Origin of the sequence: Thermodesulfovibrio aggregans, from assembly GCF_001514535.1 — a bacterium.
Classification (GTDB): Bacteria; Nitrospirota; Thermodesulfovibrionia; order Thermodesulfovibrionales; family Thermodesulfovibrionaceae; genus Thermodesulfovibrio; species Thermodesulfovibrio aggregans.
Genome location: NZ_BCNO01000003.1, coordinates 28,664 through 41,619, shown reverse-complemented (window position 1 = coordinate 41,619; position 12,956 = coordinate 28,664). Strand labels below are relative to the sequence as shown.

Genomic DNA, 12,956 nt, shown 5'->3' with positions numbered 1-12,956 from the left:
AATTGAAGACCTATGTGATAAAGATAAAACCTTTAACAGGGTTTGGAAGTTACATAAAAGGTGATACCCTATTTGGGCACATATGCTGGCAGATAATCTATGACCCTCATATACTTGGTAAAACTTTTTCTGAATTTCTTGCTGACTATGAGAGCAATCCCTTTTCCATAGTATCCTCTGCCTATCCGGTAGTTGACGGCAAGATATATCTTAAGAGACCTGCTCTTCCACTGAACTTTCTGTTTTCACTAAGTGATGAAGAGATTGTAAGCAAGAGAAAAGAATTAAAGAAGAGAAACTACTTCCCCTTTGAAAATCCTCTAAAACCTCTTGTAGAGATTGACTATATGAGCTTATCTTTTATAAAAGAAGACATCCAGACAAGATGCACCATCAACAGGCTTACAGGAACCACAGGTGAAGCACCTTTTACTCCATACAGTGTTGACAAGTTATACTTCAACTGTAATCTCGCTATTTTTGTTGGGTTAAGAGAGGATGTAGAAATAGAGAAGTTTATTGAGATAATTAGTAGAATTGGCAAAATAGGATATGGCAAGGATGCAACTGTTGGTTATGGTAAGTTTGAAGTTATTGAGTACGAATATATTGATGTGATGAAAACAACAGAAAAACCAAATGCGGTCTATACACTATCACCATCAGTACCTGATAAAGAGGAGGTGAAGAAAATTTATTACACTCCCTTTGTTAGATTTGGACGGCATGGAAGCTATCTTGCGAGATCATCAAATCCTTTCAAAAATCCTGTGATTTTTGCCGATGAGGGTGCTATCATAATACCAAAGAAATTCCCTGAAAAGCCATACATCGGAAAAACCATAAAGGGACTATCAAAATCAGTCCCTGAGACTGTCTGTCAGGGATACTCTTTAATTTTGCCAGTGGAGGTAAGCAATGAACTATGAAATAAAGCTTCACACATTGACACCTGTTCATATAGGTTGCGATGACAGCTACACACCTGTTGAATTTATTATTGATACTGACAGAAACACATTAATTCAATTTGATCTTTTCGAATTTATCGAAAATCTATCACCAGAGGAGTGGCAGGAGTTTAATTCAATAGCGAGCAACCCATCTCCAATTGCATTAGTGCATATATACAGGTTTTATTCCAAAATGAAAGGTAAAATAAAGGGAAGAGAACTTCCCATACCGAATGAACTATCAAAGAGATACACAGAAGTGAAACAACTTAAAAATGATAGAGATATGCTCAAAGGCTTTAATGAATTTGAAATTCCAAGAACTTTCTACAATCCCTACACCTTAGAACCCATTGTACCGGGAAGTTCCATAAAGGGCTCACTCAGAACAGCTTTTGTAGAAGCACTGATTAAAGAACATGACAGAAATAGACTTGAAAGAAAAGAATATAATCAAATAGAGGAAGAGCTACTTGGCGGAAAAATGCAAAAAGATCCCTTCAGATTGCTTAAAATATCTGATTTTGAACCTGAAAACTCAGTTAAAACAAAAATTCTTTATCAGATCAATGTAAGAAAAGAAAGAGAAACCTCTCGAGAAAGCCTTTCAATTCCAATTGAAGTCATACCAGAAGGAGCGCTTTTCAGGGGAACAATTAAAATAGAAAGCCCTATTGAAGGTTCGGGAATAAGGAAATCTATTGAATTTAAAGATTTGCTTCTTAAATCGCACAGTCATTATGCAAAGATATTCAACAAAGAAATAGACCTGAGAAAAATAAAAAACTTCAAACTTCCTAATATCACTCAATTTAGAGACGGACTCAAGGAAAAATACTTTATACTCAGAATTGGCAAACACTCTGGTGCTGAGGCAGTTACATGGGAAGGATTAAGAAAAATAAGAGTGAGAACAAGAGAGGGGATTCAGAGAAGATCAGAATCAACCACAATATGGCTTGCCTCACAGGAAAAAAAACCTAAAAGCTTCATAAATGCAATGCCCTTTGGCTGGGTAATGCTTGAGGTCTGTTGAATGGAAATAACCTATAAAATAGTAAACTACATAATAAAAGCTCAAACAGAGATTTATCTTCCAGATTTCAAGGGCTCTGCTTTCAGAGGAGGATTTGGAAATATATTCAGAAAAATAACATGTGTTCTAAAGAGATTTGATTGTTTAGACTGTCCTATCAAGCAAAAATGCATATATGCCTATGTTTTTGAAACTATTCCCGATGTTTCAAGCAATATAATGAACATGCATAAATACGAGAAAGTTCCACATCCATTTATTTTCGAGCCCCCTTTAGACAGAAAAAAGACTTTCTATCCCGATGAAAAACTCTCATTGAGGGTAATCCTGGTTGGCAAGGGAATTGAGTTTTTACCATATTTTACATTTACAATCGCCGAGTTAGGTGAAGTCGGAATTGGAAAGGGAAGGGGTAAATTCAAAATAGAGGAAATCGTCGTATCAAAAGTAGAAACTCTCTCATTGGTAAACTCTAATCCTTCTGATAAAAAAGTCTCTAAGGTAGACATCAGAGCAATAACTCCAATAAGAATAAAACACAATCGTCAACTTACGGATAATCTTGAGTTTTCCATTTTTATCAAAGCCCTATTAAGAAGGCTATCTCTTCTTTATTATTTTCATGTAGAGAATAAAAAACCCCCTATTGATGTGCACAAATTACTTGGTCTTTCTGAACAAATTCAGAAAGTAAAAGAAAATACCTTTTGGTACGATTGGGAAAGATACTCGTCAAGACAGAACACTCGAATGAAACTCGGAGGAATTTTAGGAGAGATTACCTATTCAGGACATTTAACACCCTTTGTTTCATATATCAAAGCAGGCGAGATACTTCATGTAGGCAAGGGAACAAGTTTTGGGCTCGGCAAGTATGAGATAGTTGACATGGAATAGGTTTTTATGGTTTTATTTTATAAAATTGCTCTTTGACAAGGCTGACTTGAATTTATTTTGAAAGGGCACAAATCATATTCAGACTACAGGGCTTGTGTTTTATTGTTACAGCAAATAAAGTGAGTATTATCAATACTTTACTGAATAATATGCGTAAACTATTGAAAATAGCCAATTTGTGCGAATTGCAAAGTGAGTATTATCAATACGTTGAGCCTTATACATTGCTCAAAAATTGTTTAAAAATCTGCACAACCCTCCTTGTAACTCATTGAAAAAAAGAGAAAAAACAAGGGGTGCAGTAGGAAACTTGACCTCATCTAAAAGGGATTGCGACTTTCAGTTATTATTGCTTTTTTACCGTTTTTAGTGGTGTAGGAAACTTGACCTCATCTAAAAGGGATTGCGACCTTGCTAACCTATCCCTGATCTCTCTTTTATTCATTTTGTAGGAAACTTGACCTCATCTAAAAGGGATTGCGACAAGGTTACCCCTGCCCTTTCTTTTCCCCCGCACAGTAGGAAACTTGACCTCATCTAAAAGGGATTGCGACTTCATCAACATACGAACCCCACCTTACGACTATATGTAGGAAACTTGACCTCATCTAAAAGGGATTGCGACAATTGGTTGCCGTAACATCCGCTATACTCCTTAAAATGTAGGAAACTTGACCTCATCTAAAAGGGATTGCGACGGGAGTAGCCTCTTCCACTCCCGATATAGTTACTTTGTGTAGGAAACTTGACCTCATCTAAAAGGGATTGCGACTAAAAAGTTTAACGATGCTCTTGGTTTGTCTGATAATCGGTATGTGGATGGTAGGGAACTTCGAACAATCCTAATCGGCCACGCACAGAAAAAGGCTTGATGCGCCTAACTGATGAAATAACCCACTCATACATGCCAGATTGGCGGTTATATCTGACATCAGAGATGGTCATAATGCCTATTGCTTGACCTTCGGAAACAATGAGAATGTCACCACGATATTTTGTGTTCCAAGAACGATACTCAATAGTTTTTTCACCAGAGAGAATCTGATTTGCCCAGGGCTGTTTGATGACGAGAGCCTTCAATCTTTCTCCTTCTGCCCTAACCCTTTTGCGAGTAGATAAAGACAGAGCTGATTCAATGTGGTTTTTTCTTCGCTGGCAAGTTTTTTAAGAGATTCATGGAGAGATTTAGGAATTCTGAGGGTTAATGCTTGGGATTTTTCTTTTTTAATAGTTTTCATGGCTGCATTATAAAGAAAAATTACCGACAATGTCAACAATGATAGTAGTAGGAAACTTGACCTCATCTAAAAGGGATTGCGACCTTCAGTGTTGAGCTACCATACTTGTCACTGCGAGGGTGGCATTCCACCCGAAGCAGTCTTTCCATTCCTACAGAGTTGAAACGAAGAGATTGCGTCCCCCTCGCTGTGCTCGGGGTCGCAATGACGAGAGAGATGCGAGATTGCTTCGTCGCTGACGCTCCTCGCAATGACAAAGGAAAAAACAACTCGCAATGACAGGAAAAAGCACACAATGGCAGAAGAGAACGCTTCTTGCGATGATAAAAAAGGGCGGTTGTAATGATGGACTGTAGAGATTGCTTCGTCGCTGACGCTCCTCGCAATGACAAAGGGAAAAATAACTCGTAATGACAGGTAAAAAGCACGCTATGACAAAAGAGGACGCTTCTTGCAATGACAGGAAAAAAGCACGCAACGAAAGGGAAATGAGCACGCAATTGTAGAATAACTGGTTTGACGAAGAAAATGATTTTTGATATTATTACTATATCCAGCAAGATAGGAGGTTAAACTAAAATGAGCGTCAAATTTGCAGATATTGTCGATAAAGTGAGGGAACTTGACATTGAGAGTAAAGAACATTTGTTAGAGCTGATAAAAAAATCGCTCATAGAAGAGAGAAGAAAACAAATTAAGAAGCACGCTGAAGAGAGTTTAAAAGAGTTTTATGATGGAAGGATCAAGTTTGGCTCTTTAAAGGACATTAAAAAAGTTTTGTATGAAGATTGAAATAGGTATAAGCAGTTCTTTTAAAAGAGCATTTAAGAAAAGATTGCTTCATGATAAAAAACTTGAACGACTCTTCTGGAAGAAATTGCAAGTTTTTGCGAATAACCCATACGAACCATCCTTAAGGACACATAAGTTAAGCGGAGAATTGGAAGGATTGTGGAGTTTTTCACTAAATTATGAGATTAGGATCATTTTTAAATTTTTGGATGAAAACAGGGTGTTGTTGATTGATATTGGTAGTCATGAAGAAGTGTATTGAAATTGTTGAAAAAGGGAGATACTCTCTCTCCCTTTGCCCTACTCAGGTTCGTAATGTTCATTATGTAAATTATTTTTGGCAGTTTTAGTGGAGGTTTGTCTCCTTTATTGCTCTGTCATTTTTGCACATAAAAAAATTTACTGCCCCATTTTTAAAAAACTTACTCCATAGCACATGACGGTTTGTGGATGAATACAAAATTTCAGATTTTCTGGGAGACCAGACTTAATTTAGGCTTTCACCACAGTATCAATGATCTTTGACAGGTTTTGACGCTGTGAGAAACGCTGACAATTGAAAGTAAACACTTACATTTTGCACCTTCAAAAAGGTGGCTAAGTTTTGATAGGAGGTTAACATGAATCTGATTTTAAGAGAAAAATTTTTAGAATTTTTTAAAAATATGACAAATTATTTGCCAATTGAAATAGATAGGGTATACGCCATAACCCTTAATCCACCATCTAAATTTGAGCTTGGAGACTCAAATGATAAAGAATTGAAAAAAATTCTAAAAAAAGGAAACTAATGGAGACATCAGTTATTGAATTTTCTCAGAACATTTTGTGTAAACTATAAGTAAAATTTGGGAGTGTTGAGATAGTGAAAAAGTCCAAAATTGAGAGGTTACTGAGGTATCTTCAAACTCTTGCAACTTTGAGAACAAAGATTATAAGAAGAGTTGACGAATATCCACATTTCATCTGGCTTAATGAAATTGCTGAAAATGAAAAATGCTATTGCAAGATAAAAGAAAAAAAGGATGAATCAGATATAGTTGCTGAGGTAAAACTGACAAGAAAACCTGAAATTCCCTCAGCGTTAAGAGAATATTTAAAAAATCGTGGAATTTCATGCGATGATAAAGATGAATTTGAAGAGCTTGAAGAAAAGCACAAGATAAGATACAGAGATTTTCTAAATGAATGGAAACAATGGAAATCGTTATATAAGATTTATTGCAAGTTATATTCCATTTATCAGGAAAGCTTACGATTGGGCGAAGAATACGAGTTTTTACTTTGCCTCGGTCTCTTAAGTTGGCGTTCAGAGAAAAAGAAGGAGCCAATAAAGAGACATATTGTAACAAAGAGATTGAATCTTGAATTTGATGCAAAAAGCCAAAAGTTCATTATTCGCGAAGATGTTGATTATCCAGTAAAAATTGAAACCGAATTCATTCCAATAGAGGATTTGCCAGAGAGATTCGATAAGTTAAAAGATGAAGGTTTAAAAGTAATAGAAGAGAAGGGAATATGGAGTGAAGAACTTAAAGAATATCTGAAGAAGTTTGTTCATACCATTCATCCCAATGGCAAATTTTCCGATTCACTCTCTGCAGATTTAAGGGATTATTCTTCAAATCCTAAAATTGAGTATGCTCCTGCTTTAATATACAGAAAACGTTCAATAGGTCCATTTTATGACTTTTTAACTTCTCTTTTGGATAAATGCAAAAATGTTAATGAAGTGAATTTTGTCTTAAGAGATTTTGCAGAAATAGAAAAAATAACTAAATCAGAGCAAAAATTAGAATCACCCATAGACTATTCCAATCTGGAGATATATTTTCCAAAACCTTACAATGATGAACAATTGAGCATTATCGAGAGAGTTCAAAAATTCAATGTCGTACTGGTGCAAGGACCTCCAGGTACAGGTAAATCTCATACTATCGCCAATTTAATATGCCATCTGTTAGCTAATGGAAAGAGAATATTGATTACCTCCAAGTCATCAAGAGCATTACAGGTTCTCAAAAATCTCATACCTGAGGAGATAAGATCTCTATGTGTAATAATGCTTGGGGAAGCAAAGGATGAAAGAAAACAGTTAGAGGAAAGCGTTAGTGGGATTTTAAATAAAATTAATTCATGGACAGATAAATTTGAAGAAGATATAAAGAGTTTTGAAAAAGAACTTAGAGAACTGAAACAAAAGGAAGTAGATGTTAAAAATAAACTCAAAGAATTCATTTTAAGAGAGAACCAACAAGTTAGACTGAACTCAAGATATATCGGGACACCTGTGAGAATTTCAAAACTCGTAATAGAGGATACTCCAAAATTCAGTTGGTTTAAAGATGAAGTTAAATATGAACAACACTATGAGCTTCAAGATTTCAATTGGGAGGAATTTTTAGACTCTGTCCGTTACTTTAGCAATCCTGAAAAGAATAGATTATTAAACTCAAAGATACCAACCGCAAATGAAATGTTAACTCCTGAAGAGATGCAAAAGTATTTCAAAGAAGAGAAGGACATTAAGAAAATTTTGGAAGAACTTGAACCCAAAGTAGATAAAGATCTTTTAAAATCGCTATCAAAAAAACCTGAACTTACACATACCATTAAAAATTTATTTTCAGATTACAGAAAAGTTTTACTAAATCTGTCTCCCTCATTTCATAATTGGACATGGCTTCAAAAGTTAACAAACGATTGTTTCTGCGGAGATTTATCCATATGGAAAGAAAGGGTTGAAAAATCCACTGAGCTATTGAAAAGAATTGCTAAAAACATTGAAATTTTGCGTGATAATTCCCTGGAAATTTTGAACTTAAACAAACCATTAGAGACAATTTTAGAAGACCTCTCAACATTGAGAGATTATTTATCAAAAGGAGGCTCAAAGGGTTGGTTTATTTTTAAACCCAAAATCATTAGAGAAAGAGAGTATATTTTTACAAATATATACGTAAATGGAAAGCAATGTCGAACTATTGATGAACTCAATACGGCACTTTTGTTTTTAGAGGCAGAGATATCGATAAAAAGAATTTTAGATGAGTGGTCGTCTTATCTAATTGAAGTTGAAGATTTACAGATGAATAAGCCAATAGGCAGATATTATAAACTATCAGAGATTATTCAAACTTTAACTGAAATTCTTGAATTAAAAAGACTAAGAGATACCTGCTCTAAAGCTATGGCAGAGCTTGAACTAACATTGATTGATTTCCTAAATGATAAACAGATCAGACAGATAATAGAAACTTGCGATTATTTCATTTATAGCCAAAGATTGAATGAGGTTCAAAGTGAAATTGAGAGACTCTCAGAGAAATACGAAAAGTTTGACAAAATCCCTCAAATTCAAAAGTTGCTCGTAGCGCTAAAAGACAGGAATTCAAATTCCTATGAGGAAGCTCTCTTGGAAATTCAAGAAATTAATCTGGAGAGATCAAAGAGAAATGAATTAAGAACTGACATCAGAAAATTAAAATCTAAGGTGCCGAGATTAGTGGAAGACATGCTTAAGGATCCTCACAATCCTGAGTGGAATGAGAGGATAAAATTAATTCCCATAGCATGGGAATGGGCACAGGCAAAAGACTGGATTGAGAAATATACGAATCTCAATATTTATTCTCTTAACAAAGAGTTAGAAAAAATAGAGTCTAAAAAGAGAGCAATAATAACCAAAATTGTCGAATTAAAATCATGGCATTTCCTTAAAAATTCAATGAATGAAGAAAACATAAGGCATCTGATAGGCTGGCAACAATCAATGAAAAGACTTGGCAAAGGAACAGGTAAATATGCTTACAAACACAGAAAGGATGCGCAAATTCACCTAAACTATATTAAAAATCGGATCCCCTGTTGGATTATACCTCTTTACAGAGTTTGGGATACTGTCAAACCTGAAAAGGAAATCTTCGATTTTATTATTGTTGATGAAGCCTCACAAATAGGGTTTGAGGGAATTCCACTTTTTTATCTGGCAAAGAAAATATTAATTGTTGGAGATGATAAGCAAATTAGCCCTGAGCCAGTCGGTGTTGATAAAAACGATGTCTATAAATTAATGAATGATTTACTTTATGATTTTAAGTTCAGAGATTCATTTGATTTAGAAAATAGCCTTTTTGCCCATGCTGAATTGAGATACAGCTCAAGTAAAGTATGTTTAAGAGAACATTTCAGGTGTATGCCTGAGATAATAAACTTTTCAAATCAGCTCTGTTATAGTGACTCACCCCTTATTCCTCTTAGGCAATATCCTCCTTACAGATTGAATCCATTGGAAAAAGTATACATCACCGATGCCAATTGTGAAGGTGAGGGTGCATCAATAAGAAATGAATTAGAGGCAGAATTTATAGCAGAAAAAGTGGCAGAATTATGCAAAGACAAAAGATATGAGAATAAAACAATGGGAATTATAATTTTACAAGGGCAAGCACAGGCTAATCTTATAGATAGAATGATTTTCGAAAAAATAAGTACTGAAGAAATTCAAAGACGCAGAATAATATGCGGAAATCCCTATTCATTTCAAGGAGATGAGAGAGATATTATTTTCCTGTCAATGGTAATTGCGCCAAACAAAAGAATTGGAGTTCTCAGTGACGAGCATGACAGAAGAAGATTTAATGTTGCTGTAAGCCGTGCAAGAGACCAAATATGGCTATTTCACTCAGTAAAGATTGAAGATTTAAGCCCAGGATGTTTTAGAAGAAGTTTATTGGAGTATTTCTATTTCCAAAAACCCCAGAAAATTGGGCAATTAGACTTAGAACAAATAAATATGGCTCATAGAGCAGACCGAAGATTAGAGAGCCCTCCAATTCCATTTGAAAGCTGGTTTGAATTTGATGTAGCCCTGGAATTATTTCGTGAGGGATATATCATAATTCCCCAGTACAAGGTTGCCAATTACAGAATTGATCTGGTCGTAGAGGGTGGTCATAGAAGAATAGCTATAGAATGTGATGGTGACCAATATCACGATGGAGAGCAGATAGATAAAGATTTTTACAGACAGAGAATCCTTGAAAGATGTGGATGGAAATTTTTCAGAATAAGGGCTTCAGATTTTTACTACAGAAAAAGTAAAATCATGGATGATTTAAAGAAAACTCTTGAGCTTTATAAAATCCGTCCGGTTAGAGCCTCAGATAAAAAATCCAATAGTGAAAGAGCTGAAGACACTCTATGCTTATCCTAGAATTTATAGTGACACATTTGAAGACAACATTTTTGAAAACGAATTACAGGAAGTTAATTTGTACTAACATCCTACCTTGATGATTCAAGACAACTCATATCTTCACATATCTAAGACTATAGGCAGCAGTAAAGTAGCAATAGTTTAGATACCAGAACCAGACAGAAACATTTCTGAAATATTGTTTTTAAGCAAATTTCACAAGAGATCTTTTTAAAATAGAGTATGAGAACTCTTTTCATAATAGCATATGACATTACGGACGAGCGAAGACTTGCACAGATAAGATACTTTCTAAAAGGTTACAGCACGGGCGGGCAACGCTCAGTGTATGAGTGTTATTTAACAAAAGAAGAGTTAAAGTTCATAATAAGCAAACTCAAAAGAATGATTTTCCCATATGAAGACAGGGTTCATATCTTCAGAGTTGACGGAAGAAGCAGAGTAATAACTCTCGGAATCGCGGTTCCTCCGTCTGACCCAAGTTATTTCTACATAGGTTAACATGGGAACAGTATTTATTGATAGAAAAGACATTGAAATCAAAACAGATGGAAACACTTTAGTTTTTTACAGCAATGGGAAAAAAGAGGGTAGTCTGCCCCTTACGCCACTAAAAAAAATTGTAATCATAGGGAATGTAAAAATTGAAACCTCTGTGATTTACAGATTAGTTAAAAATGAAGTTTCCATAGCATTCTTTACAGGAAGACTTCATTATTGTGGCACCATCTATGGACCACTTCACAATAACGGTCTACTGAGAGTTAAACAGTATGAAAAATCACTGTCTGAATTTTCAAATGTTTATGCAACAGATTTAGTAAAGAGAAAATTAACTTCCCAGATAAATTTTGTAAAAAAGATGAAAGAATTAAAGCCTGTTTTCACAATGACATTCGAGCGAGCAGAGAAATTAATAGGTCAAATTCTGAGAAAATTGGATAATAAAGAAATAAACTTAGAATCACTGAGGGGATTTGAGGGTGCAGCAAGTTCAGTTTATTTCTCATCCTACTGTAAAATCTTTCCAAATTCCTTGAAATTCAGAAAAAGACAGAAGAGACCACCAAGAGATCCAGTAAACGCAATGCTTTCACTTTGTTATACCTTGCTTCATTATGAATTTGTAAGAGAAATACAGTTGATCGGACTTGACCCTACCATCGGATTTTATCACCAGTTTGATTATGGCAGGGAATCTCTTGCCTGCGACTTAGTGGAACTCTTCAGAGTGCATGTAGATGAGTTTGTTTTTCAGTTATTCAGAGATAAAACATTTACAGCCAGAGATTTCATGAAAGACAGTGATTCAGGTGGTGTTTACTTAAAGAAGTCAGGTAGAAAAAACTTTTATCCTCTTTATGAAGAGTGGGCAAATCAGCATAGAGCCATCTGGAGAGAGGAGGTGCAGGCTCTTGCAAGAAAATTACTTGAAGAAAAGGACACTATATCTTATTGAAAGAGGAAACGGCACATCTGTAAGAAGAGATGGACCTTCCTTACTAATTGAGAGAAGAAATTGTGCACCTGTCAGAATTCCTGTTAATCTTGTTGATAAAGTTGTAATATATGGAAATGTAGAGCTAGACTCATTCTCTCTAACTCTTTTTTCTGCCTATAGGGTACCTGTATTAATAATTGGAAGACATGATGGTGTTTCCATAGTTTTACCGTACAATAACGATGCAAAAACTAATTCTAAAATTCAAAAACTTATGCTTGCATCTCCAAAAATAGTTAACTCCTATAAAGATTGGGTTTTAAAAACCAGAGGGGAAAATCAGAGAAAAATTCTTAATAAACTTTTTCCGAATATGTCAATTACAATAGAAGGTGAGGAGAATTATGAAAAAATGATAGGAAGAATAAAACCCTCAGACTTTCTATGGTCTCTTATTAAGGAAATTATGGCTAATCTTCTAATTATAACGATACTTTCAAGACTACTAAATGCAAAACTCGACCCTCATCTTGGAATTCTTAATCAAAATTGTAATTATGGTTTGGTTTTTGACATCTATTTTATACATGAACCAATAGCAGAATACTTGGCATTTCAATTTTTTTATGCGGACAGTTTCAACATAGACTTTGCAAAAAATCCAGAGATTAATGGAGAGCAACTGCAGAGAATAATTGAACTCTTTGAAAAGAAAAAAGAAGAAATAGAGTATCAATTAAATAAAACCATCGCAGAAATTTTTCACCTTATGAGGCAAATAACACCATGAAATCAGCATATCTTGTTTGTTACGATATTGCCGATGAAAAAAGATTAAACAGAGTTTATAGATTTATGAAGGAAAGAGGATTTCATATTCAGTACTCAGTTTTTTACTGCGTTCTCACATGGGATGAAGTAAGGATACTTAGGAAAGCTCTTTTAAAAATCATACATCCAAGATATGACGATGTGAGAATTTATCCATTACCTAAGGATTCTTTGGTTGAAGTTATGGGAGTAGGCGCAAGAATACCACAGGATGTTGATGTATTTATTGACATATGAAAAAATTTTTGGATACCCTTGACATCTATCTAATTTTTATGGTTTTATTTTATAAAACGCTCTTTGACAAGGCTGGTTTGTATTTATTTTGAAAGGCTATGAATCTAACTCAGTTGACAGGGCTTGTGTTTTATTGTTACAGCAAATAAAGTGAGTATTATCAATACTTTACTGAATAATATGCGTAAACTATTGAAAATAGCCAATTTGTGCGAATTGCAAAGTGAGTATTATCAATACTTTACTGAATAATATGCGTAAACTATTGAAAATAGCCAATTTGTGCGAATTGCAAAGTGAGTATTATCAATAC

General features: G+C 34.7%; 13 protein-coding genes and 1 CRISPR repeat array. Of the genes, 11 read left to right on the top strand and 2 right to left on the bottom strand.

What is annotated here, in order from left to right; all coding sequences use genetic code 11:
- Positions 1-2: 2 nt before the first annotated feature.
- The 3 genes from csm4 to cas6 are packed head-to-tail and all read left to right on the top strand — an operon-like array spanning position 3 to position 2,886.
- The gene (csm4, locus tag TAGGR_RS08805; protein ID WP_059177002.1) at positions 3-929 is read left to right on the top strand and encodes a type III-A CRISPR-associated RAMP protein Csm4; all 927 of its coding nucleotides are present in this window, start codon (positions 3-5) and stop codon (positions 927-929) included.
- Positions 919-1,989 (top strand): type III-A CRISPR-associated RAMP protein Csm5, encoded by a 1,071-nt coding sequence (gene csm5, locus TAGGR_RS08800; protein ID WP_059177001.1) that lies wholly within the window; start codon positions 919-921, stop codon positions 1,987-1,989. Before csm4 ends, csm5 begins: the two co-directional genes overlap by 11 nt.
- Positions 1,990-2,886, top strand: a complete 897-nt coding sequence (gene cas6 / locus TAGGR_RS08795) for a CRISPR-associated endoribonuclease Cas6 (protein ID WP_059177000.1) — start codon at positions 1,990-1,992, stop codon at positions 2,884-2,886. It abuts the gene before it with no gap.
- A gap of 301 nt (positions 2,887-3,187) precedes the next feature.
- A CRISPR array of direct repeats spans positions 3,188-3,658; the repeat unit is 36 nt; unit sequence GTAGGAAACTTGACCTCATCTAAAAGGGATTGCGAC.
- Positions 3,659-3,666: 8 nt separating this feature from the next.
- Here cas6 and TAGGR_RS08790 read toward each other — a convergent pair.
- Positions 3,667-3,966: an ASCH domain-containing protein gene (locus TAGGR_RS08790; RefSeq protein ID WP_059176999.1), complete on the bottom strand. Its 300-nt coding sequence runs from the start codon at positions 3,964-3,966 to the stop codon at positions 3,667-3,669.
- The gene (locus TAGGR_RS08785; protein WP_201783844.1) at positions 3,963-4,124 is read right to left on the bottom strand and encodes a toxin-antitoxin system HicB family antitoxin; all 162 of its coding nucleotides are present in this window, start codon (positions 4,122-4,124) and stop codon (positions 3,963-3,965) included. The genes TAGGR_RS08790 and TAGGR_RS08785 overlap by 4 nt, the downstream gene beginning before the upstream one ends.
- A gap of 579 nt (positions 4,125-4,703) precedes the next feature.
- On the opposite strand from TAGGR_RS08785, the gene TAGGR_RS08780 reads away from it, so the two are divergent.
- From TAGGR_RS08780 to cas2 (TAGGR_RS08750), 8 genes are all read left to right on the top strand, one after another.
- Positions 4,704-4,916 (top strand): hypothetical protein, encoded by a 213-nt coding sequence (locus TAGGR_RS08780; RefSeq protein WP_059176997.1) that lies wholly within the window; start codon positions 4,704-4,706, stop codon positions 4,914-4,916.
- Positions 4,912-5,178: a type II toxin-antitoxin system RelE/ParE family toxin gene (locus TAGGR_RS08775; RefSeq protein ID WP_059177255.1), complete on the top strand. Its 267-nt coding sequence runs from the start codon at positions 4,912-4,914 to the stop codon at positions 5,176-5,178. Before TAGGR_RS08780 ends, TAGGR_RS08775 begins: the two co-directional genes overlap by 5 nt.
- 358 nt (positions 5,179-5,536) lie before the next feature.
- Positions 5,537-5,707, top strand: a complete 171-nt coding sequence (locus TAGGR_RS10720) for a hypothetical protein (RefSeq protein ID WP_161936212.1) — start codon at positions 5,537-5,539, stop codon at positions 5,705-5,707.
- Positions 5,708-5,781: 74 nt separating this feature from the next.
- A complete protein-coding gene (locus TAGGR_RS08770) occupies positions 5,782-10,131 on the top strand; it encodes a PDDEXK-like endonuclease domain-containing protein (RefSeq protein WP_059176996.1) in 4,350 nt (1,449 codons plus the stop codon).
- A gap of 225 nt (positions 10,132-10,356) precedes the next feature.
- Positions 10,357-10,635, top strand: a complete 279-nt coding sequence (gene cas2 / locus TAGGR_RS08765) for a CRISPR-associated endonuclease Cas2 (RefSeq protein ID WP_059176995.1) — start codon at positions 10,357-10,359, stop codon at positions 10,633-10,635.
- Position 10,636: 1 nt separating this feature from the next.
- A complete protein-coding gene (gene cas1, locus TAGGR_RS08760; RefSeq protein ID WP_059176994.1) occupies positions 10,637-11,593 on the top strand; it encodes a CRISPR-associated endonuclease Cas1 in 957 nt (318 codons plus the stop codon).
- The gene (locus TAGGR_RS08755; RefSeq protein ID WP_153000519.1) at positions 11,550-12,365 is read left to right on the top strand and encodes a CRISPR-associated endonuclease Cas1; all 816 of its coding nucleotides are present in this window, start codon (positions 11,550-11,552) and stop codon (positions 12,363-12,365) included. The genes cas1 and TAGGR_RS08755 overlap by 44 nt, the downstream gene beginning before the upstream one ends.
- Positions 12,362-12,643 carry a CRISPR-associated endonuclease Cas2 gene (cas2, locus tag TAGGR_RS08750; RefSeq protein ID WP_059176992.1) on the top strand — a complete coding sequence of 94 codons (282 nt, stop codon included), beginning with the start codon at positions 12,362-12,364 and terminating at the stop codon, positions 12,641-12,643. Before TAGGR_RS08755 ends, cas2 (TAGGR_RS08750) begins: the two co-directional genes overlap by 4 nt.
- Positions 12,644-12,956 lie beyond the last annotated feature (313 nt).

Bases quoted from the DNA above. Each gene is read 5' to 3' on its own strand.
- csm5 (WP_059177001.1), top strand. From the start codon at position 919: ATGAACTATGAAATAAAGCTTCACACATTGACACCTGTTCATATAGGT.
- cas6 (WP_059177000.1), top strand. From the start codon at position 1,990: ATGGAAATAACCTATAAAATAGTAAACTACATAATAAAAGCTCAAACA.
- TAGGR_RS08785 (WP_201783844.1), bottom strand. From the start codon at position 4,124: ATGAAAACTATTAAAAAAGAAAAATCCCAAGCATTAACCCTCAGAATT.
- TAGGR_RS08780 (WP_059176997.1), top strand. From the start codon at position 4,704: ATGAGCGTCAAATTTGCAGATATTGTCGATAAAGTGAGGGAACTTGAC.
- TAGGR_RS10720 (WP_161936212.1), top strand. From the start codon at position 5,537: ATGAATCTGATTTTAAGAGAAAAATTTTTAGAATTTTTTAAAAATATG.
- cas2 (WP_059176995.1), top strand. From the start codon at position 10,357: ATGAGAACTCTTTTCATAATAGCATATGACATTACGGACGAGCGAAGA.
- cas1 (WP_059176994.1), top strand. From the start codon at position 10,637: ATGGGAACAGTATTTATTGATAGAAAAGACATTGAAATCAAAACAGAT.
- cas2 (WP_059176992.1), top strand. From the start codon at position 12,362: ATGAAATCAGCATATCTTGTTTGTTACGATATTGCCGATGAAAAAAGA.